The 26019-nt window shown below is 68.8% G+C and carries 30 protein-coding genes and 1 pseudogene; 21 read left to right on the top strand and 10 right to left on the bottom strand.

The genetic code is table 11. From position 1 onward, the window contains the following. Positions 1-32: 32 nt before the first annotated feature. From GA0116996_RS24275 to GA0116996_RS24265, 3 genes are all read right to left on the bottom strand, one after another. Positions 33-836 carry an SDR family oxidoreductase gene (locus GA0116996_RS24275; RefSeq protein WP_092316685.1) on the bottom strand — a complete coding sequence of 268 codons (804 nt, stop codon included), beginning with the start codon at positions 834-836 and terminating at the stop codon, positions 33-35. 592 nt (positions 837-1428) lie between these two features. After that, complete coding sequence (locus GA0116996_RS24270; RefSeq protein WP_092316683.1) at positions 1429-2121, bottom strand: GntR family transcriptional regulator; 693 nt, start codon at positions 2119-2121, stop codon at positions 1429-1431. Between the two features lie 47 nt (positions 2122-2168). After that, positions 2169-3566 (bottom strand): C4-dicarboxylate transporter DctA, encoded by a 1398-nt coding sequence (locus GA0116996_RS24265; RefSeq protein WP_092316681.1) that lies wholly within the window; start codon positions 3564-3566, stop codon positions 2169-2171. A 395-nt stretch (positions 3567-3961) separates the two neighbouring features. Between GA0116996_RS24265 and GA0116996_RS24260 the strand changes: the two genes are divergently transcribed. Next, positions 3962-5218 (top strand): allantoate amidohydrolase, encoded by a 1257-nt coding sequence (locus GA0116996_RS24260; protein ID WP_092316679.1) that lies wholly within the window; start codon positions 3962-3964, stop codon positions 5216-5218. A 56-nt stretch (positions 5219-5274) separates the two neighbouring features. Continuing rightward, a complete protein-coding gene (locus GA0116996_RS24255; RefSeq protein ID WP_092316677.1) occupies positions 5275-6543 on the top strand; it encodes a M20/M25/M40 family metallo-hydrolase in 1269 nt (422 codons plus the stop codon). A gap of 80 nt (positions 6544-6623) precedes the next feature. On the opposite strand, the gene GA0116996_RS24250 is transcribed toward GA0116996_RS24255, so the two are convergent. From GA0116996_RS24250 to GA0116996_RS24240, 3 genes are all read right to left on the bottom strand, one after another. Beyond that, complete coding sequence (locus GA0116996_RS24250; RefSeq protein WP_092316675.1) at positions 6624-6914, bottom strand: type II toxin-antitoxin system RelE/ParE family toxin; 291 nt, start codon at positions 6912-6914, stop codon at positions 6624-6626. Further along, complete coding sequence (locus GA0116996_RS24245) at positions 6911-7195, bottom strand: hypothetical protein (protein ID WP_092316673.1); 285 nt, start codon at positions 7193-7195, stop codon at positions 6911-6913. Before GA0116996_RS24245 ends, GA0116996_RS24250 begins: the two co-directional genes overlap by 4 nt. A 96-nt stretch (positions 7196-7291) precedes the next feature. After that, positions 7292-7876: a GNAT family N-acetyltransferase gene (locus tag GA0116996_RS24240; RefSeq protein ID WP_092316671.1), complete on the bottom strand. Its 585-nt coding sequence runs from the start codon at positions 7874-7876 to the stop codon at positions 7292-7294. 172 nt (positions 7877-8048) lie between these two features. On the opposite strand from GA0116996_RS24240, the gene arsC reads away from it, so the two are divergent. Further along, entirely contained in the window at positions 8049-8408 is a 360-nt protein-coding gene (gene arsC / locus GA0116996_RS24235) for an arsenate reductase (glutaredoxin) (protein WP_092316669.1), read from the top strand. A gap of 70 nt (positions 8409-8478) precedes the next feature. Here arsC and GA0116996_RS24230 read toward each other — a convergent pair whose 3' ends face one another. The 3 genes from GA0116996_RS24230 to GA0116996_RS24220 form a co-directional block, all read right to left on the bottom strand. Beyond that, positions 8479-8706 (bottom strand): hypothetical protein, encoded by a 228-nt coding sequence (locus GA0116996_RS24230; RefSeq protein ID WP_012354224.1) that lies wholly within the window; start codon positions 8704-8706, stop codon positions 8479-8481. Between the two features lie 205 nt (positions 8707-8911). Then, positions 8912-9568, bottom strand: coding sequence for a 3'-5' exonuclease family protein (locus GA0116996_RS24225; RefSeq protein ID WP_092316667.1), 657 nt, complete (start codon positions 9566-9568; stop codon positions 8912-8914). 4 nt (positions 9569-9572) lie between these two features. Continuing rightward, positions 9573-10223 carry an MBL fold metallo-hydrolase gene (locus tag GA0116996_RS24220; RefSeq protein WP_092316665.1) on the bottom strand — a complete coding sequence of 217 codons (651 nt, stop codon included), beginning with the start codon at positions 10221-10223 and terminating at the stop codon, positions 9573-9575. Between the two features lie 260 nt (positions 10224-10483). On the opposite strand from GA0116996_RS24220, the gene GA0116996_RS24215 reads away from it, so the two are divergent. Continuing rightward, complete coding sequence (locus tag GA0116996_RS24215; protein ID WP_208601270.1) at positions 10484-11251, top strand: septal ring lytic transglycosylase RlpA family protein; 768 nt, start codon at positions 10484-10486, stop codon at positions 11249-11251. A 96-nt stretch (positions 11252-11347) separates the two neighbouring features. Here GA0116996_RS24215 and rsmI read toward each other — a convergent pair whose 3' ends face one another. Beyond that, on the bottom strand, positions 11348-12253 hold the full coding sequence (gene rsmI / locus GA0116996_RS24210) for a 16S rRNA (cytidine(1402)-2'-O)-methyltransferase (RefSeq protein ID WP_092316663.1): 906 nt from the start codon (positions 12251-12253) through the stop codon (positions 11348-11350). Between the two features lie 18 nt (positions 12254-12271). On the opposite strand from rsmI, the gene GA0116996_RS24205 reads away from it, so the two are divergent. The 17 genes and pseudogenes from GA0116996_RS24205 to soxB all read left to right on the top strand — a co-directional run bounded on the left by GA0116996_RS24205 (position 12272) and on the right by soxB (position 25978). Further along, the gene (locus tag GA0116996_RS24205; protein ID WP_092316661.1) at positions 12272-12682 is read left to right on the top strand and encodes a YraN family protein; all 411 of its coding nucleotides are present in this window, start codon (positions 12272-12274) and stop codon (positions 12680-12682) included. 74 nt (positions 12683-12756) lie between these two features. Continuing rightward, the gene (locus GA0116996_RS24200; protein WP_092316659.1) at positions 12757-13344 is read left to right on the top strand and encodes a phosphoheptose isomerase; all 588 of its coding nucleotides are present in this window, start codon (positions 12757-12759) and stop codon (positions 13342-13344) included. 55 nt (positions 13345-13399) lie between these two features. Then, positions 13400-14278 (top strand): BON domain-containing protein, encoded by an 879-nt coding sequence (locus GA0116996_RS24195; protein ID WP_092316657.1) that lies wholly within the window; start codon positions 13400-13402, stop codon positions 14276-14278. A 186-nt stretch (positions 14279-14464) separates the two neighbouring features. Further along, entirely contained in the window at positions 14465-14842 is a 378-nt protein-coding gene (locus GA0116996_RS24190; protein WP_092316655.1) for a c-type cytochrome, read from the top strand. A gap of 12 nt (positions 14843-14854) precedes the next feature. Continuing rightward, a complete protein-coding gene (locus GA0116996_RS24185) occupies positions 14855-16120 on the top strand; it encodes an NAD(P)/FAD-dependent oxidoreductase (RefSeq protein ID WP_092316653.1) in 1266 nt (421 codons plus the stop codon). Between the two features lie 126 nt (positions 16121-16246). Next, the gene (locus GA0116996_RS24180; protein ID WP_092316651.1) at positions 16247-17149 is read left to right on the top strand and encodes an EamA family transporter; all 903 of its coding nucleotides are present in this window, start codon (positions 16247-16249) and stop codon (positions 17147-17149) included. Positions 17150-17200: 51 nt separating this feature from the next. After that, entirely contained in the window at positions 17201-17620 is a 420-nt protein-coding gene (locus GA0116996_RS24175; protein ID WP_092316649.1) for an ArsR/SmtB family transcription factor, read from the top strand. A 116-nt stretch (positions 17621-17736) separates the two neighbouring features. Further along, positions 17737-19086, top strand: a complete 1350-nt coding sequence (gene soxC, locus GA0116996_RS24170) for a sulfite dehydrogenase (protein ID WP_092316647.1) — start codon at positions 17737-17739, stop codon at positions 19084-19086. Beyond that, positions 19070-20116: a c-type cytochrome gene (locus GA0116996_RS24165; RefSeq protein WP_092316645.1), complete on the top strand. Its 1047-nt coding sequence runs from the start codon at positions 19070-19072 to the stop codon at positions 20114-20116. The genes soxC and GA0116996_RS24165 overlap by 17 nt, the downstream gene beginning before the upstream one ends. 117 nt (positions 20117-20233) lie before the next feature. Beyond that, positions 20234-20560 carry a c-type cytochrome gene (locus GA0116996_RS24160; protein ID WP_035826540.1) on the top strand — a complete coding sequence of 109 codons (327 nt, stop codon included), beginning with the start codon at positions 20234-20236 and terminating at the stop codon, positions 20558-20560. Between the two features lie 156 nt (positions 20561-20716). After that, positions 20717-21172 carry a thiosulfate oxidation carrier protein SoxY gene (soxY, locus tag GA0116996_RS24155; RefSeq protein ID WP_092316643.1) on the top strand — a complete coding sequence of 152 codons (456 nt, stop codon included), beginning with the start codon at positions 20717-20719 and terminating at the stop codon, positions 21170-21172. A gap of 49 nt (positions 21173-21221) precedes the next feature. Next, entirely contained in the window at positions 21222-21533 is a 312-nt protein-coding gene (gene soxZ, locus GA0116996_RS24150) for a thiosulfate oxidation carrier complex protein SoxZ (RefSeq protein WP_018006135.1), read from the top strand. A 98-nt stretch (positions 21534-21631) separates the two neighbouring features. Then, positions 21632-22096 (top strand): DsrE family protein, encoded by a 465-nt coding sequence (locus tag GA0116996_RS24145; RefSeq protein ID WP_092316641.1) that lies wholly within the window; start codon positions 21632-21634, stop codon positions 22094-22096. An 81-nt stretch (positions 22097-22177) separates the two neighbouring features. Continuing rightward, positions 22178-23005, top strand: a complete 828-nt coding sequence (soxA, locus tag GA0116996_RS24140) for a sulfur oxidation c-type cytochrome SoxA (protein ID WP_092316639.1) — start codon at positions 22178-22180, stop codon at positions 23003-23005. Positions 23006-23024: 19 nt separating this feature from the next. After that, the gene (gene soxX / locus GA0116996_RS24135; protein ID WP_092316637.1) at positions 23025-23699 is read left to right on the top strand and encodes a sulfur oxidation c-type cytochrome SoxX; all 675 of its coding nucleotides are present in this window, start codon (positions 23025-23027) and stop codon (positions 23697-23699) included. Positions 23700-23752: 53 nt separating this feature from the next. Beyond that, positions 23753-24199 (top strand): annotated as a pseudogene (locus GA0116996_RS24130) (TlpA family protein disulfide reductase); the annotation flags it as partial. Between the two features lie 57 nt (positions 24200-24256). Further along, positions 24257-25978: a thiosulfohydrolase SoxB gene (soxB, locus tag GA0116996_RS24125; protein ID WP_092316633.1), complete on the top strand. Its 1722-nt coding sequence runs from the start codon at positions 24257-24259 to the stop codon at positions 25976-25978. Positions 25979-26019: the final 41 nt, after the last annotated feature.

The raw sequence follows: 26019 nt of genomic DNA, 5'->3' as shown, positions 1-26019 counted from the left end.
GTCGTTGCGGGTGCGAGATCCGGTACCGCCGGCTATTGCGGCTTCTTCAGCGCGTCGGCCGAGGCGTCGCCGAGCTTGCTGCCGCCGTCGCAGTCGAGGATGGTGCCGGTGACGTAGCGAGCGTTGTCGCTGCTCAGGTACATCGCGGCGTCGGCGATGTCGTCCTTGGTGCCGTAGTCGCGCAACGCCAGGCGCGCCTTGTAGCGGGCCTCCATCTCCGGCGTCGGCGCCAGCCGCGCCATGCCTTCGGTGTCGGCGATCGGGCCAGGCGAGATGCCGTTCACGCGCACCCCGGCCGGTCCCCATTCCATCGCCAGGCACTTGATCAGCATGTTGATGCCGGCCTTGGCGGCGCAGGCATGGGCCTGGAACATCATGGCGTTGACCGCCTGCGGCGCGGTGATCGCGATCAGCGACGCACCCGGCTTGTTGAGGTGGTCGAAGCTGGCGCGGAACACGTTGAAGGTGCCGAGCAGGTCGATATCGACCACGGTCTTGAAGGCATTGGCCGACATGCCGACCACGGGCGCCAGGAAATTGCCGGCGGCGCCGGAGATGACCACGTCGATCGGGCCCAGTTCGTCCTGCGCACGCACAAGGGCGGCTTCCACCGCGGCGTAGTCGCGCACGTCGGCGGCCATGCCGATGGCGGTGCCGCCGGCCGCGGTGATGGTGTCGGCGGCGGCCTGGATGCGCTCGGCGGTGCGGCTGATCAGCGCCAGCCGGGCGCCGGCGCGCGCAAAGCCGTGCGCGATGCCAAGGTTGATGCCGGACGAGGCGCCGGCGACGAATACGGTCTTGCCGGCAAAGGCGTCGGGGCGAAAGGCGCTGGGCATGGGAAGTCCTTTTCGATCGGGAAGCAGGGCGGATTCAGGCGAGGGCTAGCGCCGGCGGTGCGGCGGCACGGCAGGTATCGCGCGATGGCGCATGGCGGTCTCCCTGTGATTGTTATCGTGTGCGGCTGCCACCGCAGCATGGCGGGACGGCGCGGGCCTCTGGCAGGGCCTGCGGCATCCTAACCCGAAGGCGGGATTCGCTTTTCACGTGGAGCCGGCGCGCAAGCCCGCGCGGGATGCACACGAGCCGACCAGGCGGCTCTCCCGGGCGCAGGCGCCGCGCACCGCAACCTGCTGTCGGAAAAGGGAAAAACCGGTGCGGGACGGCACCGGTTCGAGGCCGCGGGGCAGCGCGCCATTCGGCGCCGCGGAACCCCGTCCTCAGAAAAAAGAAAGCCCGCACACCGTTGCAGCGTGCGGGCAGCCTGCCGACGATGAGGTGCCGGCAGGCAAGTGCTCATGAAGTGCGCCCCCGCGTCTTCATGGCGAGATGAAGTTTGCGCGCGGGCGGCCCGGGGTGCTTTGACTCACATCAAGCGGCCGGCAAAGGCGGAAGAAGGAGGGAAGGTGAAGGCGGGCGGGTGCGTCGCGCCTAGGCCAGCAGCGCGGCAACGAGGTCCTTACCACGCGCCACCGGCGCGGTTTCCTCGAAATGCAGCGCCCCTTCCACATGGCCCAGGTGGTCCACCATCAGCGTGACGGCGCGCTCGACATCGCCGGCACGCGCCGCCTCGATGAACTCGCGGTGCTCGTCCGACGAGCAGGCCGCGTCGCGGCGCGACTGGTACAACATGGTGATGACCGCGCTGCGCGTCGACAGCTCGCGCATCATCTCGGTCAGCACGCCGTTGCCTACCACTTCGGCCAGCACGATATGGAAGTCGCCCAGCAGCCGGGTGCGCACCTGGGCATCGTTGCCCGCCAGCGACTTGCGCTCGGCCGCCAGGTGGCGGTCGATGCGCTTGTAGTCGGCGGCGGTGGCCTTGGCGACAAACTCGCGCGCCAGCGCGGCTTCGAGGATGCGGCGCACCGCGAACACCTCGCGCGCCTCCTCGGCGCTCGGCTTGGCCACGAACGCCCCTTTGTCCGGCACGATCTGGATGACCTTGTCCTTGGACAGCATCAGCAGCGCCGCGCGCACCTTGGTGCGGCTGACGCGGTAGACGCTGGCCAGCGCCTCCTCGCGCAGCTTGGTGCCGGGCGGCAGGCGGTGCGAAACGATCGCCGCGACGATGTCGTCGGCAATCGCTTCGGCAGTCATGTCAGGATCGATATGCTCGGGCATGGCAGCGCACTTGCGCAGAGGCTGCGCGGTGGGGGAGATGCGTGATTCTAGCGCCCCGCGACCGGGCCTGGCACGATGGCCGCAGCGGTGGCGTCCTGCGCCATCGCGGCCAGGCCGGCATCCAGGTCGGACGCCTCGATGGTGCCGTTCAACACTCCGTGCGCCCGGGCGCGGTCGATGTCCTTCTCCCACGCGGCCACCACCACGGTGGCGACGCAGTTGCCGATCAGGTTGCCGAGCGCACGCGCGATGCCGATAAACCAGTCCACCGACAGCACCAGCACCAGGCCGATCGCCGGGATCGCCGGGTGTGCCGACAGCGTCGCGGCCAGGATCACGATGGCCGAGCCGGGAATGCCGTGCGCGCCCTTGGAGGTGATCAGCGCCACTGCCAGGATGCCGAGCAGGTCTGCCATCGCCAGCGGCGTGTTGGTTGCCTGCGCGATAAAGACCGCGGCCAGCGTCAGGTAGATCGAGAACGCGTCGAGGTTGAACGAGTAGCCGGTCGGGATCACCAGGCCCACCACCGACTTCTTCACGCCCATGAACTCGAGCTTCTTCATCACCTGCGGCAGCACGCTGTCGGACGAGGCGGTGCCCAGCACCACCAGCAGCTCGGCGCGCAGGTAGCGGATCAGCTTGATCACCGAGAAACCGCAGGCGCGCATGATGCCGCCCAGCACCACCAGCACGAACACGATCACCGCGCCGTAGAACAGCAGCACCAGGAATCCCAGCTGCTTGAGCGAGCCGATGCCGTACTTGCCCACCGTGAACGCCACCGCGCCCAGCACGCCCAGCGGCGCCAGCTTGATGATGAAGCCCATCATCTTGAACAGCGTGTGCGAGAAGGTATCGATCAGGCTGACCAGCGGCCGGCCGGGCTCGCCCACCAGCGACAGCGCGCAGCCGAACAGGATCGACACCACCAGCACCTGCAGCACGTCGCCGTTGGCGAAGGCGCCGAATACGGTATTGGGGATCAGCTTGAGCAGGAAGTCGACCGTGCCCTGGTCCTTGACCTTGGTCGCGTTGTCGATAAAGCCGGCGATAGCCGAGGCGTCGAGCGAACGGGGATCGACGTTCATGCCCACGCCGGGCTGGAACACGTAGGCCAGCACGATGCCCAGCGCCAGCGCGATGGTGGTGACGATCTCGAAGTACACCACCGCCTTGATGCCGACGCGGCCCACCTTCTTCAGCTCGCCGGCGCCGCAGATGCCGGCCACCACCACACAGAACACGATCGGGCCGATCAGCATCTTGATCAGCTTGATAAAGGCATCGCCAAGCGGCTTGAGCTTGGCGGCAAATTCCGGAAACGCCAGGCCCAGTGCCGTGCCGATCACAAGGGCGATCAGCACCTGGCCGAACAGCGAGCGGGTAAAGCGGGTGTGCAGGCGGGGTGTACCCGGGCGCTGCTGCGAGGGAACTGCGTGCTGCATGGTTGTCTCCGTGCGGGGCCGGTCCCGCGCCCGTGCGCTGGCTGGCCCATTTCGATCCAGGAATCACCGGCGGCCCCGTGCTGCTCTGACGGCTGGGGTGGGCTGCCGGCCTTACGTTCTGGGCAGGGCTCCGGGTCGGGAACTCGCCACCGCGCGGACAGCCCCCCTGTTGGGGCGGACTCCACGCCATCCGTTGTCCGGACCGGATTGTCCGCAGCGGATTGTCTGAACGTGGAACCGAATATAGTGCATATCATTTTTGTATGCAATTTTTGAATTCACTGTGCTACCATGAATCGCACAGAATAGAGCTTCGGCCATGGGCGTCCCGCCCGCACTGGCACCCCGCCAGCCACGCCGCCGCGGCTTTCACGCACTTCCAGCAGGAGACACGCATGGCAGCAAATCCGTCGCCGTCCGCCGCAGAGACTGGCACGCGCATCATGGCCTGGGCCGACGCCCTGGCCGTCCACACCGAGCAGCCCGGCATGCTCACCCGCACCTACCTGACCGAGGCCCACCACGGCGCCGCCGCGCAGCTGACCGAGTGGATGCAGCAGGCCGGCATGACGGTGCGCCGCGATGCCGCCGGCAACGTGATCGGCCGCTACGAGGGCACCACGCCCGACGCGCCGGCGCTGCTGACCGGCTCGCATTTCGACACCGTGCGCGACGCCGGCCGCTATGACGGCAACCTGGGTGTGATCCTGCCGATCGCGTGCGTGGCGGAATGGAACCGGCAGGGCAAGCGCTTTCCGTTCGCGCTCGAGGTAGTGGGCTTCGCCGAGGAAGAGGGTGTGCGCTTCAAGGCCACGCTGCTGGGCAGCCGCGCCATCGCCGGCACGTTCGACAACAACGTGCTGGACAACCTCGACGACAGCGGCAAGACCATGCGCGAGGTGATGCGCGAGGCCGGCTTCGACGCCGCCGCGCTGCCCGCCGCAAAGCATGACCGCAGCAAGGTGGCGGCCTTTGTCGAGGTGCATATCGAGCAAGGTCCGGTGCTGCTGAACGAAGGCCTGCCGGTGGGCGTGGTGACCGCGATTTCCGGCGCGACCCGCTTCCTGGTCGAGCTCGAAGGCCTGGCCGGCCATGCCGGCACCGTGCCGATGGACATGCGCCGCGACGCCGCCATGGCCGGCGCCGAAATCGGCCTCTATATCGAGAAGCGCTGCGGCGGCAAGCCGGGCCTGGTCGGCACCGTGGGCCAGTTCAACGTGCCCAACGGCGCCACCAACGTGGTGCCGGGCCGCGCCGTGTTCTCGATCGACATCCGCGCCGGCGAGGACGCCGAGCGCGAGGCCGCCGTCAACGACGTGCTGGCCGAGATCGAGCGCGTCTGCGCGCGCCGCAACGTGCGCGCGCAGATCCGCAAGACCCACGAGGCCAGGAGCGTTCCGTGCGCCCCGTGGCTGCAAGAGCAATGGGCCGCCGCCATCGCCCGCCAGGGCGTGCCGGTGCGCCACCTGCCGTCGGGCGCCGGCCACGACGCCATGGCCATTGCCGCCATCGCCGATGTCGCCATGCTGTTCGTGCGCTGCGGCAACGGCGGCATCAGCCACCATCCCACCGAAACCATGACCGCCGAGGATGCCGCACTGTCCGCGCGCGTGTTCAGCGATTTCGTCGAGCACTTCCGGCTGCCGCAGTAAGCCAGCGCGCCCGGAAGCCCCACCCGAACCTCCTTCAGTTGTTACGAGAACAAGTCATGACCGCACGAGACAATATGAACCCCATCGAAACCACGCTGACGCAGTTCATCGACCAGCATCGTCCGCAGCAGGAAGCCTTCCTGGCCGAACTGGTCAAGGTGCCGTCGGACAACCCGGCCGGCGATTGCGACGCGCACGGCAAGCGCGCCAAGGAACTGCTGGAGGGCCTGGGCTTCGCGGTGGAGGCCCACAAGGTGCCCGACGAGCAGGTCAAGGCCGCCGGCATGATCAGCGCCACCAACCTGATCGTGCGCAAGCAGTTCGGCACCGGCGGCCCGACCATCGCCATGAACGCCCACGGCGACGTGGTGCCTCCCGGCCTGGGCTGGACCAAGGATCCGTACGGCGGCGAAGTGGCTGACAGCGAGCACGGCCCGGTCATGTACGGCCGCGGCGTGGCGGTGTCGAAGTCGGACTTTGCCACCTACACCTATGCCGTGCTGGCGCTGATGGAAGCCGAGAAGCAGGGCGCGAAGATCAACGGCGCGGTCGAGCTGCAGTTCACCTATGACGAGGAAACCGGCGGCGACATCGGCCCGAAGTTCCTGCTGGACAACAACCTGAGCAAGGCTGACTACGCCATCTCGGCCGGGTTCTCGTACGGCATCACCTCGTCGCACAACGGCTGCCTGCACGTCGAAGTGACGGTCAAGGGCAAGCAGGGCCACGCCGCCATGCCGCACACCGGCGTCGACGCGATCGAGGCCGCCACCCACATCCTGCAGGCCATCTACGGCCTGCGCGCCGAGCTGGCCACGCGCAAGTCGAAGGTGCCGGGCATCGACACCGCCACGCTGAACGTCGGCCTGATCAAGGGCGGCATCAACACCAACGTGGTGCCGGACCTGGTGACCTTCCGCGTCGACCGCCGCATGATCCCCGAGGAAATCGGCTTCGACGCCGAGGGTGAGATCCGTGCCGTGGTCGAGAAGGCCGCCAAGGACCGCCCGGGCATCGAGGTGAAGGTCGAGCGCATCATCCTGGCCGAGCCGCTGTCGGAACTGCCGGGCGTGGAAAAGCTGATCGGCGCGCTGAAGAGCCGTGCCGAGTCGGTCTTCGGCGTGGAAATCCCGGTGCAGGGCGTGCCGCTCTACACCGATGCGCGCCACTACACCAAGCGCGGCATCCCCACCGTGCTGTACGGCGCCGGCCCGCGCACGCTGATGGAAGCCCGCGGCCACAACTCCGACGAGAACCTGCGCCTGAACGACCTGAACCGTGCCACCAAGGTGGTGGCGCTGGCGCTGTCGGATCTGATGCAGTAAGTCCTTTGGCGCCAAAGGCGCCGAGCTTTGCGAGAAAGACGCCACGGAGGTTTCCGTGGCGTTTTTTTTAGGCGACCGGGTTACGCCTGATATTCGAGCGGTGGCCAACAGCGCGAGGTATGCACTAGCGCGAGCACCAGCACCGTATCGCCTTCGATTTCATAGATCAGGCGATAGTGTTCGTGAACCACCAATTCCCGGGTGCCTTGCACGCTCCCGGTCGGCGCCAGTACAGGGAACGCGCACAAACGCTCCGCTGCGTGGAGAAATCGTTCATCCAGGCGAGCAGCGGCTTCGACATCATCCTGGGCGATGAAGTCGAAGATCAGTGTGCGATCGCGCCGGGCCAGTGCTGTCCAGACAGCCCTCAAACTCTCCGCCGGGCTGCAGCGCGCCAGGCCGCAAACTCCGCTTCGATCTGTTCTGCGGGGATGCCGCCTGTAGTGCGCAGCGATGCGCGGGACGCTTCAACCTTGTTGCGCAGGAAGGCCTCGTAGTCGCGCATGCTGCCGCTGTGACCGAGGTATGCGCGCACCAGGTCTTGAAGCGCTTCGGAGGGCGTGCGCCCGCGTGCCTCGGCTTCGGCGATGAATGCGTCATGCAGCCGAGCGTCAAGCATGAACGTAAGTTTGGTTTCTTCCGACACAAGCATGTCCGGTGTCCTTTGATGACAGAGTACAGGCATTGTCGAAGCCGCGACACCTGCACGTCGATAAGACACGTCTGAACTTGCCGCAGCCGATTCCGCCTACACCGGCAGCGTCGCCGCCCCCGCGCCCAACACCCGCTGCATCAGCACCGTATCGATCCACTGTCCATGCTTGAACCCCACCGCCTCGAGCCGGCCGACGGTGCGGAAGCCCAGCCGTTCGTGCACGGCCAGCGAGCCCGCGCCTTCGCCGGCGGCGGTGCACGCGATCACGGCGACCATCTGGCGCCAGGGACCGGTTTCGCAGCGGGCGATCAGCGCGGCCAGCAGCGCCTGGCCCAGGCCTTCGCCGACGCGGCGGTGGTCGATGTAGATCGAGTCCTCGATGGCGAAGCGGTAGGCGCTGCGCGCGCGGTAGGCCGAGGCATAGGCGTAGCCCAGCACCTCGCCGTCCCGCTCCGCGACCAGGTAGGGCAAGCCCTTGCGGTGCACTTCGGCAAGGCGCAACTGCATCTCGTCGGCGCTCGGCGGCACTTCCTCGAACGAGGCGCGGCCGTGCTGCACGTGGTGGGCGTAGATGGCGTGGATGGCGGCAATGTCGGCGGGGGTGGCGTCACGCAGCGTAAAGGGCTGGTGCGTGCGAGGACCGCGGGGCGCGGCGGTGGAAGCAGGAATGGAGGTCATCGGAAATGGCGCCTGGGGCAAGAACCGGTGCAACGCAGGATGCGTGCCGGTGGCGCTGCACCGCATGATGCTGCGCGCCGGCCACGGTCTTGTATATAGTGCGGATGGATTTGCACCGCATTAGTGCCGATGCCCCGCCGCGGGGCGCGGCCATCACAAGAAAGGACCTGCCATGATCACCATCTACCACAACCCCCGTTGCTCCAAGTCGCGCGAGACCCTCGCCCTGGTCCAGGCCGCCGCCGAGCGGCTGGGAGAGCCGGTGGAGATCGTGGAGTACCTGAAGGACCCGCCGTCGCTGTCGACGCTGCGCCAGTTGCACACCCTGCTGGGCGTGCCGGTGCGCGAGATGCTGCGCGACAACGAAGGCCCCTATGCCGAACTGGGCCTGGCCGACCCCGGCCTGACCGATGCCGAGCTGCTGGCGGCGGTGGCCGACAACCCGATCCTGCTGCAGCGTCCGGTGGTGGTGCGCAATCGCCGCGCGGCGATTGGGCGCCCGCCCGAGAACGTGGCGGCGCTGCTGGCCTGAAATAAAACCGGCCCCCACGGTGTGTGGGGGCCGGCCGGTCTGCGAGGCAGTCTGCTTCAGGCAGGGTCGTCTAATGAACACCCAGCCAGTGCATGGCCTCCTGACCGAAAGCGATGGCCGCCAGCACCACCAGCAGCACCACCAGCGTCACGGTGCTGACGTAGAGCGTGGCCTTGGCGACTTCGGCGTCCTCATCCGAGGAGTGGCGATGGGTAATGGGCGTGGCGTCCCGCGTGGCATGCGGCCAATGGATCCGGCCGGCCAAGTCTCTCAAGTGCAGGTCGGTAGGGAAACGCATGATCGACACCTCCTCGGCAGGCGCCGCGCGGTCCGGGCAGGATGCTCAAACGTCATATGGCGTGGCTGCGCAAGTGCGCCGGTTAGTCATGGCTCGTTTCGCCCGGTAACGCCATATTCGCTTCTACTATAGCCGGGCTGGCGCCGGATGCGAGCGAAGGCCTGCAAGGGACATGCCGCCGCGCTTGACGCGGCGCAACAGACGATCAGGACGATGTCGGCGGAGGTGAGGGCACGCTTGCGTTCGCTGCCTCTTCCGCCGTCAGCGCTGCCAGCTCCGCTTCGCGTTCGCGTAGCGTCGCCAGCATGTTGCAGAACAGCGCGCCCTGTTCCATCGCATCGTCGAGCGCCACGTGGGTGTGCGGCAGCGGATCCATCCAGCCGGCCGGGAAGGCCGCCTTGACGGTCTTGCGATAGGGCCGCCCGGTCAGCGCGAAGCCCAGCGTCTTGACGTCGAGCGCGGCCCAGCCGAACGGCGAGCGCCCGGCGAAGCGCATCATGTACCAGAACATCCAGGTGAAATCGAAGCCCGCCGGAAAGGCGACGAAGACCGGCTTGCCCGGCAGGGCCTCGACCCATTCGACATAGCGCACCATGGCGTCCTCGGGGCGCTGCAGGTCGCGCCGGCAGGCGCTCCAGGCTTCGGGCTGGGTTTGCCACCACTGCATCTGCACCGGGTGGCCGGCGGCGCCGGGCAGGGTTTCGAGGTTGGCCGAGAAGGTGCCGAGCACGGTCTTGTCCGCCAGCATCGCCACCGAGGCGAAGGACAGCATCGAGTGCGGCCCCGGGATCGGCCCATCGGCCTCGACGTCGGTGCTGACGTAGATCTCGGGACGGGTGTCGGGCGCCTGTCGCTTGGCCATGGCCTCAGCCCGCGTCGACCAGGTGATCGGCGACGAACGGGTTGTTGCGGCGCTCCTCGCCGAAGGTCGAGACCGGGCCGTGCCCGGGGATAAAGGTCACGTCCTCGCCCAGCGGCCACAGCCGCGTGCGGATCGAGCGGATCAGGTCGGCGTGGTTGCCGCGCGGGAAATCGGTCCGGCCGATCGACCCGGCGAACAGCACGTCGCCGACCACGGCCAGCCGGTTGGGACGCGAGAAGAACACCACGTGGCCCGGGGTATGGCCGGGGCAGTGGTAGACCTCCAGAGTTTCGTTGCCGAACGCCACGGTGTCGCCGTTCTCGAGCCAGCGGTCGGGCTCGAAGCTCTCGGCGTGGCCGAAGCCGAAGCGGCGCGTCTGCTCGGGCAACTGCTCGATCCAGAAGCGCTCGTCCTGCTGCGGGCCCTCGATGGGAATGCCGAGTTCGCGCGACAGCGCCGCGGCGCCGGCGCAATGGTCGACGTGGCCGTGCGTCAGGAAGATCTTCTCCAGCGTGACGCCTTGCTCTTTCACCGCGGCGCGGATGCGGTCGAGGTCGCCGCCGGGATCGCAGACCGCGGCGGCGCCGGTGCTTTCATCGATCAGCAAGGAACAGTTCTGCTGGAAGGGCGTGACGGGAATGAGCAGGGCTTTCATGGAGGTCTTTGGTGGCCGGCCCGGGCCTCGTGGCGGCGCGATCGGCGGCAATGCCCAGCATTGTAGCGCCGGGAAGGTTGGGCACGCCCGGCGGCTTCCATGTGATCAATGGGTACCCCGCGCGAGCCGCGCCGCATCGGCCTGAATCCCTTGCCACAAGCGGGATTCCGCCCAATTAGGCCCCGATCGTGCGAAATCGCACAGATTTCGTAACAAATTGAAAGAGATAGTCCCAAACAGTCAATGTTAGACTGCCGCCCATGTTACAGATCTCCGCTCTCACCAAGCGCTGGCAACGGCTGGCCAAGCTCGGCGCATGCACCGCATGCGCCGTGGTGCTGGCCGCTTGTGCCACGCCGCCTGAAAGCGATACCGCCGGCGCCGACGCCGGCGAGGCCGTGCCCACGCGCGCGGCAAAAAACAGCAAGTCCGCCCGGACCGACCGCGTCGAGACCAGGCCCTCCGCGCGCGCGCCCGACACCGGCAGCTGGAACCTGTTCGGCTATGACCCCGACGAAGGCCGCAGCGGCAACTCGCTCGAAGGCCTGCGCGCCGACATCGGCACGTTCGAGCAGCGCGGCGTGGCCTCGTGGTACGGCAAGGGCTTTCATGGCCGCAAGACTGCCAACGGCGAGCGCTTCGATATGCGCGCCATGACCGCGGCGCATCCGTCGCTGCCGCTGGACAGCTGGGTGCTGGTGCGCAACCTGCGCAACAACAAGGTGGCAGTGCTTCGCATCAATGACCGCGGGCCGTACCATGGCAACCGCGTACTGGACGTGTCCATGGGCGCGGCGCGCCGCCTGGGCTTTGTCGAGCGCGGCGCCACCAACGTCGAGATCCGCCGCCTGACCCGCACCGAAGTCGCCGCGCTGGGCCCGCAGGTCGATGCCGGCGGCACCGAGGCCGGCGACGGCAGCGGCGATGACGACGTGTCCGTGCCGGAACTGGCCAATTCGCTGGCGCCCGCCAAGGCGCGCAAGGCGGCCAAGGCCAGCGGCAAGACCGTCAAGCCCAAGCGCCGCTGAGCGCGTCAGCGCCGTCGCATGCCGCCGCGCGCTGACACTTCCTCCTTACATTCTGACCTGCAGGCCCGCGCCGGTGCCCGCGCGCGGGCCGTGCCCTCAATCGTCGGCGTCGCCGGCACGCTGCGCCAGCGCCAGCTGATACAGCGCGCCGGTTTGCGCCCCGGTGATCGCGGCCGCCAGTTTGGCGGCGCGCTTGGCGGGCAGTTCCGCCAGCAGCAGCGACAGCACGCGCTGCGCTTCGGCATCCGGCAGGCCATCGGCGGCGGCGCTGCCGGCACCTTCCACCACCAGCACGAATTCCCCCTTGGCCCGGTTCGGGTCGGCCGCGAGCCAGTCCGGCGCCTGCGCCACCGGCATCACGGCGATGTCCTCGAACAGCTTGGTCAGCTCGCGCCCGACCAGCAGCCGGCGCTCGCCCGGCAGGCCCGCGGCCAGCGCCGCGAGCGTGTCGGCGATGCGGTGCGGCGCCTCGTAGCAGACCCAGGCGTGGTCCAGCCCCGCCAGCCGGGCGATGGCCTCGGCGCGCGCCTTGGGCTTGGGCGGCAGGAAGCCGGCAAAGGTGAAGCGGCCCGCGCCGGCATCGAGCAGGTCGCCCGCCACCGACAGCGCCGCCACCGCCGCACTGGGACCGGGCAGGGGCACCACCGGATGGCCGGCGGCGCGCACCGCTTCGACCAGCCGCGCGCCGGGGTCGGAGATGCCCGGCGTGCCGGCGTCCGAGACATAGGCAATGCGCTCGCCCGCCGCCAGGCGTTCGGCGATGCGGCCCGCGGCCTCGCGCTCGTTGTGCTCGTGCACCGCCACCAGCGGGCGCTGCAGGCCGACGCGCGACAGCAGCTGGCCGGTATTGCGGGTGTCTTCGCAGGCAACCGCGTCGGCCAGCCCCAGCACATGCAGCGCGCGCAGGGACAGGTCGGCGACATTGCCGATAGGCGTCGCCACGACATACAGCGTGCCGGCCGGGTACGACTGGCTTGCCGCCAGGGAGATCCAGTCACTCATGCTTGAGAACTTCCGTTGATGCGATCATTCAAATCCACCACGCAGGTGCCGGGCAGGCAGGCGCCAAGCCGGCAGGCACGCGGGGCGCAGGCAGAGGACCGGGCCCTGGCCCACTTGCGGCGCCAGGGCCTGGAGCCCGTGGTGCGCAATTATCGCTGCAAAGGCGGCGAGATCGACCTGGTCATGCGCGCGCCGGACGGCACGCTGGTGTTCGTCGAGGTGCGCCAGCGCAGCGGGCGCGGCTTTGGCGGCGCAGCGGCCAGCGTCACGCCGGCCAAGCAGCGGCGCGTGCTGCTGGCCGCGGGGCACTATCTGGCGACGCTGGCCCGGGTGCCGCCATGCCGCTTCGACGTGGTAGCGCTCGAACCCGGCCGGCTGGAGTGGCTGCAGCACGCCTTTGACCTGGATGCCGCCGGGGCTGGGTCATAATGCACGGCATACATGAGCGGCAAACATGAGGGGCGATTCGCGGATCGCCATGGCAACAAACGGGCCCCAGAGCCATGAGTATCGACAGTATCCAGCAACAGTTCCTAGACAGTGCCGAAACCAAGCGGCAGGCCGCGCCGGTGATGGCCCCCTATATCGACGCCGCGGTGGAGCGCATGGTCGGCGCGCTGACCAGCGGCAACAAGATCCTGGCGTGCGGCAACGGCGGCTCGGCGGCGCAGGCGCAGCATTTCGCCGCCGAGCTGGTCGGGCGCTTCGAGCGCGAACGGCCCGGCCTGGCCGCGATCGCTCTGAACACCGACAGCTCCATCCTCACCGCGATCGGCAACGACTACGACTTCAGCAAGGTGTTTGCCAAGCAGGTCGAGGCGCTCGGCCAGCCCGGCGACATCCTGCTGGCGATTTCCACCTCGGGCAATTCGGACAACGTGATGGCCGCCGTGGCCGCCGCGCACCAGCGCGAGATGGCGGTGGTGGCGCTGACCGGCAAGGGTGGCGGGGCCATCGCCGGCCTGCTCGATGAATTCGACATCCACCTGTGCGTGCCGAGCGAGCGCACCGCGCGCATCCAGGAAGTGCACCTGCTGTCACTGCACTGCCTGTGCAACGGCATCGACGAGGCACTGCTCGGAGAGGCCTGATGCCGCGCATCCGCCGACCTTCCCATTCCTATCATCCCGACACAGCAAGGACCGCATGACCCATCTGCCCACTACGCAAGCTCCCCGGAACGGCGCGGACACGCGCCATCCTTCCCGCCCGCTGGCCAGTTCCGGCCTGGGCCGCGCCGGCCTGGCCGCGGCCGCGCTGGTGTGCGCCACGCAGCTGGCCGGCTGCTTCCCGGTGATCGCCGGCGCCATGGGCACCGGCGTGGCCATGGCCACCGACCGCCGCCCGGCTGCCACCCAGACCGTCGACCGCGGCCTGCAGCTCGAGGCCGAGAACACCATCAACTCGCGCTACAGCGGCCAGGCCCGCGTCAACGTGACCGTGTTCAACCGCAAGGTGCTGCTGACCGGCGAGGCCAGGAACGACAGCGTCAAGCAGCAGATCGAGCAGTACGTGCGTGGCCTGCAGAATGCGCGGGTGGTGATCAATGAGCTGGAGGTGGTCAACTCGCCCGGCTTCATGACCCAGAGCCAGGACGCCTACCTGACCAGCAAGGTCAAGACGCTGCTGATGACCGCCGACGGCGTGCCGTCCAACTCGATCAAGGTCACCACGGAAAAGAGCGTGGTCTACCTGCTCGGCGTGGTCACCAGCGCCGAGGGCGACCGCGCTACCGACGTGGCGCGCAATGCCTCGGGCGTGACCAAGGTGGTCAAGGCCTTCGACTACGTCAACGACACCGAGCGCGCGCGCCTGGATGCGGCCTCGACCTCGCAGAACCCGTCGTTCGATGGCAGCGTCGGCACGCCGGCGCCGGTGCAGTCGGTGCCGGGCGTGGGCGGGCCGATCGATGCGCCGGCCGGCGCGGCACCGGGTACCGCCGGCCCCGCGGGCGCCACCACCGCGCCGGTCGCGGCCCCGGTCACTTCGCCGGTGGCGCTGCCGCCCGGCCGCAACCTGCCCTGAAGCGCGCAGCGCTCGCCCGGCTCCGACCGGCTCTGGTCCGTCAAGGCGGCGCCCGCATATGCGGGCGCCGTTTTTCGTTCTGCGGTTTGCAACGCACACCGGGCCCGGCCAATGTGCTACGGTTGCCACGCCGGCTGACTGCGCCGACTGCGATAGCGCTGCACCGGCCCCAGACGGAGCGAGACCATGACAACAACGAACCCCCGGCCTGCCTGGCGTCTGCCGCTGCGATGGGCGCTGCTGACCGCGATGCTGTGCGCCCAGCCGGTCCTGTCGGCCGCACCGGGCGGTGCGCCCGCCGCGGCGCCTGTCCCGGCCACCGATGCCGCGCTGCGCGCGCGCAGCCAGGCCGCCGCCTGCACCAGCTGCCATGGCCCGGCCGGCCGGGCACCGGCGGGCAGCACGATCCCGCCGCTGGCCGGCCGCCCGCAGGCAGAGCTGGCCGCGCAGATGCAGGCCTTCAAGGCCGGCACGCGCCCGGCCACGGTGATGCACCAGATTGCCAAGGGTTACAGCGACGACCAGATCGCCGCGATCGCGGCGTGGTTTGCCGCCGTGCGCTGACAGGAGCAAGCCATGCACAGACGAAGCTTCCTCGGCGCCGCGGGCGCCGCAGTACTGGGTACGGCCGGGATCCGGCCGGCGCGCGCCGCGGCCCGTGCCAGGGTGGTGGTGGTCGGCGGCGGCTATGGCGGCGCCACGGCGGCGCGCTACCTGCGCGAATGGAGCGGGCAGGCGATCGAGGTGACGCTGGTCGAACCGAATCCGGCCTTTGTCTCGTGCCCGTTGTCGAACCTGGTGCTGGGCGGCAGCCGCCAGCTCGGCGACCTGACGCTGCCGTACGACGCGCTGGTGCGCCGTCACGGCGTGCAACTCGTGCGCGACACCGCGGTCGCCATCGACCCGGCCAAGCGGACCGTGCGCCTCGCGGGCGGCAGCGTGCTGCCCTATGACCGCCTGCTGCTGTCGCCCGGCGTCGAGATGATGCGCGACGCGCTGCCGGGGCTGAAGCGGCCCGGCGGCGACCAGATCCTGCATGCCTGGAAGGCCGGCCCCGAGACCGTCGCGCTGCGCCGCCAGCTGGAGACGATGCCCGACGGCGGCACCTACGCCATCAGCGTGCCGCTGGCGCCGTACCGCTGCCCGCCGGGCCCGTACGAGCGCGCATGCCAGGTGGCGCACTATTTCAGGCAGCACAAGCCGCGCAGCAAGGTGCTGATCCTGGACGCCAATGCCGACATTACCTCCAAGGCCGCGCTGTTCCGCCAGGTGTGGGCCACGCAATACCCGGGCATGGTGGAATACCGGCCGCAGCACGAGGTGGCCGATGTCGACCCCGCCACGCGCACGCTCAAGTTCGAGGTGCAGGATGATGTGCGCGCCGATGTGCTCAACCTGTTGCCGCCGCAGCGGGCCGGCGCGATCGCGGTGTCGGCCGGGCTGGCCACGGCCAATGGCAAGTGGTGCGAGGTGGACTTCCTCAGCTTCGAGTCGCGCGCCGCGACGCATATCCATGTGATCGGCGATGCGATCCAGATCGCGCCGCTGATGCCCAAGTCCGGCCATATGGCCAACCAGCACGGCAAGGTCGCGGCGGCGGCGCTGGTGGCGCTGCTGTCAAACCGCGCCCCGGACCCGGAGCCGCTGTACAACAACACCTGCTACAGCTTTACCTCCGACCGCGAGGCAGTGCATGTGTCCAGCGTGCATCGCTACGACGCGGCACAGAAGACCATGGTCACGGTGCCGGGCTCGGGCGGGCTGTCGCCGGCGCCGACGGTGCTGGAGGGCGATTATGCGCTGGCATGGGCACGGGGAATCTGGGCGGAGATGCTGGCCTGACACTGGCGGCGGTGCGGGCGGCACGGCTGCCCGCACAAAACCGCAAGAACGTGCAATGCCGCGCGCGCCTGCGCTGCTACGCTAGGCGTCCCGATTGAACTCCGCGCGCCCGCGCACGGCATTTCCATGCAAGCCAGAGACCGTCTCCTCGCCCTCGCCATCATCTGCGTCTGGGGCGTCAACTTCGTCGTGATCAAGGTCGGGCTGGCGGGCGTGCCGCCGATGCTGCTGGGGGCACTGCGCTTCCTGCTGGTGGTGTTCCCGGCCATCTTCTTCGTGCCGCGCCCGCGCGTGCCGTGGCGGCTGCTGCTGGCCTACGGCGCCACCATCAGCCTGGGCCAGTTTGCCTTCCTGTTCTACGCCATGGCGGTCGGCATGCCGGCCGGCCTGGCATCGCTGGTGCTGCAGTCGCAGGCCTTCTTCACCCTGGCGATCGCCGCGCTGTGGCTGGGCGAGCCGGTGCGCTGGCACAACTTCGCCGGCATGGCGGTGGCGGCCGGCGGGCTGGCGCTGATCGGCGCCGGCGCGGGTGACCTATCGGGGGGCATGGGCGGCATGAGCGCGGCCGGCTTCGTGCTGACGCTGTGCGCGGCATTCTGCTGGGCCAGCGGCAATATCGTCAGCAAGAAGATCGGCCCCGTGGACTTGCTCGGGCTGGTAATCTGGGGCGCGCTGGTGCCGATCGTGCCGTTCGCGCTGCTGTCGCTGTGGTTCGAGGGGCCGGCCCGCATCGTGCAAAGCGTGACGCAGGTGTCGGGCATGGCGGTGTTCGCGGTGGCGTACCTGGCGTTCGCGGCGACGGTGTTCGGCTACACCATGTGGGGCCGGCTGCTGACGCGCTATCCGGCCAGCCAGGTGGCGCCGCTGACGCTGCTGGTGCCGGTGGTGGGGCTGGTGTCGGCGCACGTGCTGCTGGGCGAGGACCTGTCCGGTACCCAGTGGATCGGCGCCGCGGTGGTGATGGCGGGGCTGCTGCTCAACGTGTTCGGCCAGCGCCTGTGGGCGGGCAGGGCGCTGGCGCGCCGCTGAGCCGGCGCGCGCGGCGCCTCATGTTGTGCTGCATCAATGGGTAAACACTATATGCGCATTCACGCATATACGAATATATTGGACGGCATGGAAGAGCTGGATCGCGTGTTCGAAAAGGTATCGGGTTATTTCAGCCTGCTGGCGGAGCCGACGCGGCTGAAGATCCTGCACGCCTTGTGCGATGGCGAGAAGCCGGTCAGCACGGTGGTCGAGACGGTGGGTTCGTCGCAGACCAACGTGTCGCGGCATCTCAACGCGATGTACCGCTCGGGCGTGCTGTCGCGCCGCAAGGAGGCGAACCTGGTGTTCTACGCCATTGCGGACGAAAGCGTGATCGAGCTGTGCCGCACGGTCTGCGTGCAGGTGGCGAGCCGGCTGGAGGACAACGCCTTGCCCTCCGGCGTGGTAGACCGCTTCATGGCACAGCCCGCGCCGGAAGCCCCGGCGCGCCGGCGGCGCCCCGCAGGGTAGCCGCGCCACCACTCTTCCGGCAGCAAACGGCGGCGCCGCACCCGTTGCAGCGCCCTGTACAACAGGCATGCCGACCGGTCTGACCGACCAGGGCGAGCGCGCCGGAGGAGACCGCATTGCAGGAACGGAACCGGCCCGGGCGCATCGTGCCCGCGCCCGAGCACTTCGTCAGCGCATCGCTGCAGCAGGACATCGGCCGGCACGGCCTCGACGCGCCGCGGCGCGACTTCCTGCGCAAGAGCTTCCTGGGCGCCGCCGCGGGCATTGCCACGGCGGCGGCGGGCCGGCAGGCGCTGGCCGCGGACGGCGATGCCGCCATCCTGCAGCCGCAGCCGTGGGCCACGTCGCTGGGTCAGCCGGTTGCGGCGCGACCCTATGGCCAGCCCTCGGTCCATGAGAAAAACCTGATCCGGCGCGAGTCGCCCGGCCTGACCCGGGTGTCGGCGGCTTCGGTGGCGTTCGCGCCGCTGCAGGGCTTCTTCGGCATCATCACTCCCAACGGCCTGCACTTCGAGCGCCACCACCAGGGCTGGCACGATATCGATCCGGCGCGCCATCGCCTGATGATCAACGGCCTGGTGCGCAGGCCGCGGGTCTACACCATGGACGACCTGATGCGCCTGCCGGCGGTGTCGCGCATGCATTTCATCGAATGCGGCGCCAATACCGGCATGGAATGGGGCAACGTCGCGGTGCCCACGGTGCAGTACACCCACGGCATGCTCTCGTGCTGCGAATTCACCGGGGTGCCGCTGCGGGTGCTGCTGGACGACGCCGGCGCCGACCTGCGCCGCGGCCGCTACCTGCTGGCCGAGGGCGGCGACGGCTCGTCGATGACGCGCACCATCCCGATGGAGCTGGCCGACGAGATCATCGTCGCCTGGGGCATGAACGGCGAGATGCTGCGCCCCGAGAACGGCTACCCGCTGCGGCTGGTGGTGCCGGGCGTGCAGGGCGTGTCGTGGGTCAAGTGGCTGCGCCGGCTAGAGCTGGGCGACCAGCCCTGGAACGCCAAGGACGAGACCATCCACTACGTCGACATGATGCCCGACGGCAAGCTGCGCCAGTACACCTCGATCCAGGAGTGCAAGTCGGTCATCACCACGCCGTCGGGAGGGCAGCAGCTGGTGGGCAAGGGCTTCTACAACATCAGCGGCCTGGCGTGGTCCGGGCGCGGCCGCGTCAAGCGGGTCGATGTCTCGACCGACGGCGGGCGCAACTGGCGCACCGCAAGGCTGGAGGCGCCGGTGCTGTCCAAATGCCTGACGCGCTTCAACCTGGACTGGGTCTGGGACGGCGGCCCGGCCATCCTGCAAAGCCGCGCCATCGACGAGACCGGCTACGTGCAGCCGATGCTGGGGCAGCTGCGCGCGGTGCGCGGCACGCGCTCGATCTATCACAACAACGCGATCCAGAGCTGGCAGGTGGCGGCCGGCGGCGAGGTGACCAATGTCCATGTGGGTTGAGCTCAGGATCGCTGCGGCGCTGATGCTGGCGGCCGGCTGCGCCGTGTCGCCATCCGCGGCGGCAAGCGGCACGAGTGAAGCGCGTGCGGCACTTGGCCGCACCGCCACGCCGGCCGAGCTGGCCGCGTGGGACATCGACGTGCGCCCGGACTTCAAGGGCCTGCCCAAGGGCAGCGGCACGGTGGCGCAGGGCCAGAAGGTCTGGGACGGCAAGTGCGCGTCGTGCCACGGCGACTTCGGCGAATCGAACGAGGTGTTCACGCCGCTGGTGGGCGGCACCACCGCCGAGGACATCCGGCGCGGGCGCGTCGCCGGCATGACCGGCAACCAGCCGTACCGCACCACGCTGATGAAGGTCAGCACGGTCAGCACGCTGTGGGACTATATCCACCGCGCGATGCCGTGGAACGCGCCCAAGAGCCTGAGCGTGAGCGAGGTCTATGCGGTGACCGCCTACCTGCTCCACCTGGGCGAGATCGTGCCGGCCGACTTCGCGCTGTCCGACGCCAATATCGCCGAGGTCCAGCGGCGCATGCCCAACCGCGCCGGCATGACCACCGAACACGGCCTGTGGCCGGGACGCGGCCGGCCGGATACCCGCAACACCGCGTGCATGTCGCGCTGCGCGGAGCAGGTTTCGATCGCCTCGTCGATGCCGGACTATGCCCGCGACGCCCACGGCGACCTGGCGCAGCAGCAGCGCGCCTTCGGCCCGGTGCGCGGCATCGCGGCCGCGGGCGCGGCCAGGCCAGGCGGCGCAGCCGTGGCCGCGACGGCGCCCGCGCCGGGCGCGCGCCTGGCCAGCCAGTATCAATGCGTGGCCTGCCACGCGATGGATCGCAAGCTGGTGGGGCCGTCGTTCGCCGACATCGCGGGCAAGTACAAGGGGCAGGATGCGCATGCGGCACTGGCGCGCAAGGTCAAGGCGGGCGGGCAGGGCGCGTGGGGCGCCGTGCCGATGCCGCCGCAGCCGCAAATCCCGGATTCGGACGTGCAGGCCATGGTGGGCTGGATTCTTGAGGCAAAATAGCGGACTGGCCGCCGCAGTGCCCCCAGGCGGCGGCCGGTGTGTGCCGCCAGGCCATTGCAGCACGGCCGCGTGGCCTTTGCCGTCCCCACGGCTTTACAGAGCTTGGAGAGCTTAACAATGAAGCAGTTTGTCATCGCAGCGCTGATGCTCGGCGCCGCCGCATCGGCCCACGCGGTCGATGCCGCCAAGGCACAGGAGATCGCCAACAAGAACGCCTGCATGGGTTGCCACCAGGTCGACAAGAAGCTGGTCGGCCCGTCCTACAAGGAAGTGGCGACCAAGTACAAGGGCGACAAGAACGCCCTGGCGACCCTGAGCAAGAAGGTCAAGAGCGGTGGCTCTGGCGTCTGGGGTCCGGTGCCGATGCCGGCCAACGCCGCCATCAGCGACGCCGACCTGAAGACCGTGGTCGAGTGGGTGCTGGCAGGCGCCCCCGCCAAGTAAGACCGACTGCCACAGCGGGCAGTCCGCCGATGCACCGGGCCGGGCAGTGAAAGCCGCGCGGCCCGGGACAACCAGCGGCCGGCGATGTACCGGCCGCATGCAACACCCCTGGAACGGTCCACGACCGACTGGAACGGAGTAGCCGGAGAGCAAGCAATGAATTCCAAACGACGAGAAGTGCTGCGGGTCACCGCTGTCCTGTCGCTGATGGCCGCCACCGGCCTGATCAGCGAAGCGCAGGCGGCCGAGTGGAACAAGAACGCCTTTGACGGCAAGAGCGTTGCCGACGTGATCAAGGCCCTCGGCGGCAGTGGCACCGAGAAAAGCACCGCCATTACCTTCAACGCCCCCGATATCGCCGAAAACGGCGCCGTGGTGCCGGTGGCCGTGACCAGCACCCTGCCGGATACCGAGCAGATCGCCATCCTGGTGGAAAAGAACCCCAACACCCTGGCCGCAGATTTCATCATCCCGGCCGGCACCGAGCCGTTCGTCTCCACGCGCGTGAAGATGGGCCAGACCTCGGTGGTGCACGCCGCGGTCAAGGCCGGCGGCAAGTGGTACGTGGCATCGAAGGAAATCAAGGTCACGCTGGGCGGCTGCGGCGGCTGACGCCGCGTCCCCGACCGAGATTCCCGCCAAACTGCAACAGGAGAAACACATGGCAGACCCGATGCGCGTACGCGCCACCGAAAACGGCGGCGTGGTGGACGTCAAGATTCTGATGAAGCACGACATGGAGACCGGCCAGCGCAAGGATGCGTCCGGCAAGGTCGTGCCGGCCTGGCATATCCAGACCGTGACCGCCCAGTGCAAGGGCAAGGAAGTGTTCCGCGCCCAGTTCGGCCCGGCGGTGTCCAAGGACCCGTTCCTGAACTTCAAGTTCAAGGGCGGCGCCAAGGGCGACAAGGTCGCCGTGACCTGGATCGACAACAAGGGCGACAAGCGCACCGACGAGGCCACCATCGCCTGAGGCCGCGCGGCCACGCTTGCATGGCGCCGGCACGCCGCGCCGTCCTCTGCTAAGGTTCGGGGCGGAATGCCGGGACGGACCCGGCCCGAAGGAGCATTATGCGGCGAGCATTTATTCGAGCATCGGCGGCGCTGGCTGCCATCGGCCTGGCGGCGAAGGCCTCGGCACAGTCCGGCCAGTCCGCAGCGGCGGGGCCGGGCAAGGGCGGGCGCGTGAAGGTGGTGTACCAGCTGTCGGAAGGCATCGACCAGGCGGTGCGCGCGATGGGCAACCTGCGCAACCACCTGAATGGCGCCCCCGGCACCAAGATCGTGGTGGTCGCGTTCGGCTACGGCATCGACTTTCTGGTGGAAGGCGCCAAGGACGCGCGCGGCAACAGCTTCGAGAGCCCGGTAGGCGCGCTGGCCGCCGAAGGCGTGGAGTTCCGCGTGTGCCGCAATACGCTGACCGCGCGCAAGATCAGCGAGTCGCAGCTGTTGATGGAAGCCAAGGTGGTCCAGGCCGGCGTGGTCGAGATCGCCCGCCTGCAGGCCGAGGAAGGCTACGCGTATATCAAGCCCTGAGCCGGGCTGGCGCGGCCTGACGGCAAGACAAGACAGAAAAAACGGCCCGTCCCGCAAGGCGCGGCCGCGAGGAGAAGCCCCATGAAACCGATCCCAAGCCTGGCCCGGCGTGCTGCGCTGGCGCTGGCCGCCACCGCGGCGGCCGCAGGCGCTGCCGCCGTGCACGCGCAGGGCAGCACCGCCGACGAAATCGCCAAATATCGCCAGATGCTGGCCGAAGGCAATCCCGCCGAGCTGTGGGAAGCCGCCGGCGAAGAGCTGTGGAAAAAGCCCGCGGGGCCGAAAAACGCCTCGCTCGAGCAATGCGACCTGGGCAAGGGCCCGGGCGTGACCAAGGGCGCCTACGCCGAGCTGCCGCGCTACTTCAAGGACACCAACAAGGTGATGGACCTGGAGCAGCGGCTGGCCCACTGCCGCATGACGTTGCAGGGGCTGAGCAAGGAAGAGGCCACCAAAAACCCGTTCTCGTCGTCGGGCAAGCCATCCGAGATCGAACGGCTGGCGGCCTACCTGACCGGCGAGTCGCGCGGCGTGAAGATGAACGTGCAGCTCAGCCATCCGGAAGAGAAGCGCACCTATGCGCTGGGCGAGAAGATGTTCTTCTACCGCGGCGGTGCCTATGACTTTGCCTGCGCCACCTGCCATGCGGTTGACGGCCAGCGCATCCGCCTGCAAGACCTGCCCAACCTGCTGACCGACAAGGGCGCGCAGGCGGCCTACACCACCTGGCCCGCCTATCGCGTGTCGCAGGGCGAGGTCCGCACCATGCAGCACCGCCTGTACGACTGCCTGCGCCAGCAGCGCTTTCCCGAACCCGCCTATGGCTCGGACGTGATCACCGCGCTGACCATGTTCCTGGCCAGGAACGCCAACGGCGGCACTTACGACGGCCCGGCGATGAAGCGCTGACCAGGACGGGAGAGACACCATGCAACGACATACCAAGGCAGTGGCCGTCGCGGCCCTGGCCGCCCTGCTGGCGACCGGCGCCTACGCACAGGAGAGCGCACAGGGCGGCGCCAAGGCCCGCCCCGCCAAGGCCAGGCCCGCCGCCGTCAGCGGCGCCGACATGAAGCACCTGATCGAAGACTCGTTCTCTTCGCGCGGCCCGGTCACGGTCGAGGGCGTGCTGAACCAGGACGGCATGCAGCAGGCCTGCAGCCAGTACCCGGACCGCACCAGGGTGCCGGCGAAAGTGGCGAAGAAGGTCGAAGCCGCCGAGCTGAAGCAGATCAAGTACCCGGCCGACGACAAATGGCTCGGCGACTGGAAGGAAGGCGAGAAGGTCGCCCAGAACGGCCGCGGCATGCAGTTCACCGACCAGGTCGGCGGCACCAATGGCGGCAACTGCTACGCCTGCCACCAGATGACCAAGGCCGAGATCTCGTTCGGCAATATCGGTCCGTCGCTGTACCAGTACGGCAAGCTGCGCGGCAACTCGCAGGAAGTCATCAAGTACACCTGGGGCAAGATCTGGGACTCCAGCGCCTACGCCGCCTGCTCCAACATGCCGCGCTTCGGCCACAAGGGCATCCTGACCGAGGCCCAGATCCGCGACGTGATGGCGCTGCTGCTCGACCCGGCCTCGCCGGTCAACCAGTAACGCCGATGCGCGCGCCCGCCATGCTGCTGCGCGCGCTGCTGGCCGCGAGCCTGATGCTGGCCGCGGCCGGCGCCGCCGCGCTGGAGGTGGGCGACACCGTGCGCCTGCCCGAGGTCCGCACCCTCGACGGCCGCACGCTGAGCGCGGCCGCGCTGTCCGGCAAGCCGCTGGTGGTCGAGTACTGGGCCACGTGGTGTCCGTTCTGCGCGATGCAGAACCCGCGCCTGCAGAAGCTGTACGAGCGCACGCGCGGCACGCCGCTGCAGGTGCTGACCATCAGCATCGACAAGGATCCGCGCGAAGCCGCCGATTACATGAAGAAGCGCGGCTACACCTTCGCCGCGACCATGGATTCGCCCGCGCTGCAGGCGGTGTTCGGCAAGCGCAAGGGGCTGCCGGAACTGTACGTGATCGACGCGCGCGGCCGCGTGGTGCAGAAGGAAGTGGGCGAGATGCTCGAAGACGACGTGGCCGCGCTGGAGCGTTACGCAAAGCCATAGCGATGCGATGCCGGACGCCACGCGCACACCGGCACGCACTTATCCACAGGAAGAGACATGAACCGACGCGAGTTCCTGCAGGTGCTGGCCATCGCCGGCGCCGGCGGCATGACGTTCCCCCACCAGGATGCGCACGCCGCGCAGGCCGCCGAGGCCATGTACGACCTGCCGCGCTTCGGCAACGTGCACCTGCTGCATTTCACCGACTGCCATGCGCAGCTGCGGCCGGTGTACTTCCGCGAACCCAACGTCAACCTCGGCATCGGCGACTATGCCGGCAAGCCGCCGCACCTGGTCGGCGAGGCGCTGCTGCGCCACTACGGCATCCGCCCCGGCACTGCGCAGGCGCATGCCTTCACCTACCTCGATTTCAACGAGGCGGCGCGCCGCTACGGCAAGGTCGGCGGGTTTGCACACCTGGCCACGCTGGTGAAGCGGCTCAAGGCCGGCCGGCCGGGCGCCTTGCTGCTCGACGGCGGCGATACCTGGCAGGGCTCGGCCACGGCGCTGTGGACCAAGGGCCAGGACATGGTCGATGCCGCGCTGGCGCTGGGCGTCGACGTGATGACGCCGCACTGGGAGATGACCCTGGGCGCCGAGCGCGTCAGGGAGATCGTCGACAAGGACTTCAAGGGCAAGGTCGCGTTCCTGGCGCAGAACATCAAGACCAACGACTTCGGCGACCCGGTGTTCGATCCGTACGTGATCCGCGAGATCAACGGCGTGCCGGTGGCCATCATCGGCCAGGCGTTCCCCTACACCCCCATCGCCAATCCGCGCTACTTCGTGCCGGACTGGACCTTCGGCATCCAGGAAGAGAACCTGCAGCAGGTCATCGACGCCGCGCGCGGCAAGGGCGCGCAGGCGGTGGTGCTGCTGTCGCACAACGGCATGGATGTCGACCTGAAACTGGCCTCGCGCGTGCGCGGGCTCGACGCCATCCTCGGCGGCCATACCCATGACGGTGTGCCCGCGCCGGTGGCGGTGAAGAACGCCGGCGGCACCACGCTCGTGACCAATGCCGGCTCCAACGGCAAGTTCCTCGGCGTGCTCGATTTCGACGTGAAAAACGGCAAGGTGGCGGACTTCCGCTACCGGCTGCTGCCGGTCTTCGCCAACTACCTGCCGGCCGACCCGGCCATGGATGCGCTCATCAGCAAGGTTCGGGCGCCGTATGAAAAGAAGCTGTCCGAAGTCCTCGCCGTCAACCGTGGCCTGCTGTACCGCCGCGGCAATTTCAACGGCACCTTCGACCAGCTGATCCTCGACGGCCTGATGCAGGCGCAAGGCGCGCAGATCGCGTTCTCGCCGGGCTTCCGCTGGGGCACCACGCTGCTGCCGGGCCAGGCCATCACCATGGAGCACCTGATGGACCAGACCGCCATCACGTACCCGTACACCACGGTGACGCAGATGAGCGGCGCGACCATCAAGACCATCCTCGAAGACGTCGCCGACAACCTGTTCAATCCCGACCCGTACTACCAGCAGGGCGGCGACATGGTGCGCGTCGGCGGCCTGCAGTACACCATCGATCCGGCCGCCGGCATGGGCAAGCGCATCACCGACATGCGCCTTGCGGGCAAGCCGCTGGAGGCCGGCAAGACCTACAAGGTAGCCGGCTGGGCACCGGTCGCGGAGGAAGCGCGTGAATCAGGCGGGGCGCCGATCTGGGACGTGATGGCGCAATGGCTGCGCAGCGCCCGCGAAGTCAGCGCGCGCCCGCTGAACCTGCCGCGCGTGCGCGGCATGGACGGCAATGCCGGCATCGCGGCGTGATGTGGCCAACGGCACGCATGGGGACGCGGAGGATTGAAGCG

Origin of the sequence: Cupriavidus alkaliphilus (assembly GCF_900094595.1) — a bacterium.
Lineage (GTDB): Bacteria > Pseudomonadota > Gammaproteobacteria > Burkholderiales > Burkholderiaceae > Cupriavidus > Cupriavidus alkaliphilus.
This window is presented reverse-complemented; position numbering and strand designations above follow the sequence as displayed.

What these genes read in the sequence shown, in the direction of transcription:
- GA0116996_RS24275 (WP_092316685.1), bottom strand. Translation starts at nt 836, where the DNA reads ATGCCCAGCGCCTTTCGCCCCGACGCCTTTGCCGGCAAGACCGTATTC.
- GA0116996_RS24270 (WP_092316683.1), bottom strand. Translation starts at nt 2,121, where the DNA reads ATGCCCGAGCATATCGATCCTGACATGACTGCCGAAGCGATTGCCGAC.
- GA0116996_RS24265 (WP_092316681.1), bottom strand. Translation starts at nt 3,566, where the DNA reads ATGCAGCACGCAGTTCCCTCGCAGCAGCGCCCGGGTACACCCCGCCTG.
- GA0116996_RS24260 (WP_092316679.1), top strand. Translation starts at nt 3,962, where the DNA reads ATGGCAGCAAATCCGTCGCCGTCCGCCGCAGAGACTGGCACGCGCATC.
- GA0116996_RS24255 (WP_092316677.1), top strand. Translation starts at nt 5,275, where the DNA reads ATGACCGCACGAGACAATATGAACCCCATCGAAACCACGCTGACGCAG.
- GA0116996_RS24245 (WP_092316673.1), bottom strand. Translation starts at nt 7,195, where the DNA reads ATGCTTGTGTCGGAAGAAACCAAACTTACGTTCATGCTTGACGCTCGG.
- GA0116996_RS24240 (WP_092316671.1), bottom strand. Translation starts at nt 7,876, where the DNA reads ATGACCTCCATTCCTGCTTCCACCGCCGCGCCCCGCGGTCCTCGCACG.
- arsC (WP_092316669.1), top strand. Translation starts at nt 8,049, where the DNA reads ATGATCACCATCTACCACAACCCCCGTTGCTCCAAGTCGCGCGAGACC.
- GA0116996_RS24230 (WP_012354224.1), bottom strand. Translation starts at nt 8,706, where the DNA reads ATGCGTTTCCCTACCGACCTGCACTTGAGAGACTTGGCCGGCCGGATC.
- GA0116996_RS24225 (WP_092316667.1), bottom strand. Translation starts at nt 9,568, where the DNA reads ATGGCCAAGCGACAGGCGCCCGACACCCGTCCCGAGATCTACGTCAGC.
- GA0116996_RS24220 (WP_092316665.1), bottom strand. Translation starts at nt 10,223, where the DNA reads ATGAAAGCCCTGCTCATTCCCGTCACGCCCTTCCAGCAGAACTGTTCC.
- GA0116996_RS24215 (WP_208601270.1), top strand. Translation starts at nt 10,484, where the DNA reads ATGTTACAGATCTCCGCTCTCACCAAGCGCTGGCAACGGCTGGCCAAG.
- rsmI (WP_092316663.1), bottom strand. Translation starts at nt 12,253, where the DNA reads ATGAGTGACTGGATCTCCCTGGCGGCAAGCCAGTCGTACCCGGCCGGC.
- GA0116996_RS24205 (WP_092316661.1), top strand. Translation starts at nt 12,272, where the DNA reads ATGCGATCATTCAAATCCACCACGCAGGTGCCGGGCAGGCAGGCGCCA.
- GA0116996_RS24200 (WP_092316659.1), top strand. Translation starts at nt 12,757, where the DNA reads ATGAGTATCGACAGTATCCAGCAACAGTTCCTAGACAGTGCCGAAACC.
- GA0116996_RS24195 (WP_092316657.1), top strand. Translation starts at nt 13,400, where the DNA reads ATGACCCATCTGCCCACTACGCAAGCTCCCCGGAACGGCGCGGACACG.
- GA0116996_RS24190 (WP_092316655.1), top strand. Translation starts at nt 14,465, where the DNA reads ATGACAACAACGAACCCCCGGCCTGCCTGGCGTCTGCCGCTGCGATGG.
- GA0116996_RS24185 (WP_092316653.1), top strand. Translation starts at nt 14,855, where the DNA reads ATGCACAGACGAAGCTTCCTCGGCGCCGCGGGCGCCGCAGTACTGGGT.
- GA0116996_RS24180 (WP_092316651.1), top strand. Translation starts at nt 16,247, where the DNA reads ATGCAAGCCAGAGACCGTCTCCTCGCCCTCGCCATCATCTGCGTCTGG.
- GA0116996_RS24175 (WP_092316649.1), top strand. Translation starts at nt 17,201, where the DNA reads ATGCGCATTCACGCATATACGAATATATTGGACGGCATGGAAGAGCTG.
- GA0116996_RS24165 (WP_092316645.1), top strand. Translation starts at nt 19,070, where the DNA reads ATGTCCATGTGGGTTGAGCTCAGGATCGCTGCGGCGCTGATGCTGGCG.
- GA0116996_RS24160 (WP_035826540.1), top strand. Translation starts at nt 20,234, where the DNA reads ATGAAGCAGTTTGTCATCGCAGCGCTGATGCTCGGCGCCGCCGCATCG.
- soxY (WP_092316643.1), top strand. Translation starts at nt 20,717, where the DNA reads ATGAATTCCAAACGACGAGAAGTGCTGCGGGTCACCGCTGTCCTGTCG.
- soxZ (WP_018006135.1), top strand. Translation starts at nt 21,222, where the DNA reads ATGGCAGACCCGATGCGCGTACGCGCCACCGAAAACGGCGGCGTGGTG.
- GA0116996_RS24145 (WP_092316641.1), top strand. Translation starts at nt 21,632, where the DNA reads ATGCGGCGAGCATTTATTCGAGCATCGGCGGCGCTGGCTGCCATCGGC.
- soxA (WP_092316639.1), top strand. Translation starts at nt 22,178, where the DNA reads ATGAAACCGATCCCAAGCCTGGCCCGGCGTGCTGCGCTGGCGCTGGCC.
- soxX (WP_092316637.1), top strand. Translation starts at nt 23,025, where the DNA reads ATGCAACGACATACCAAGGCAGTGGCCGTCGCGGCCCTGGCCGCCCTG.
- soxB (WP_092316633.1), top strand. Translation starts at nt 24,257, where the DNA reads ATGAACCGACGCGAGTTCCTGCAGGTGCTGGCCATCGCCGGCGCCGGC.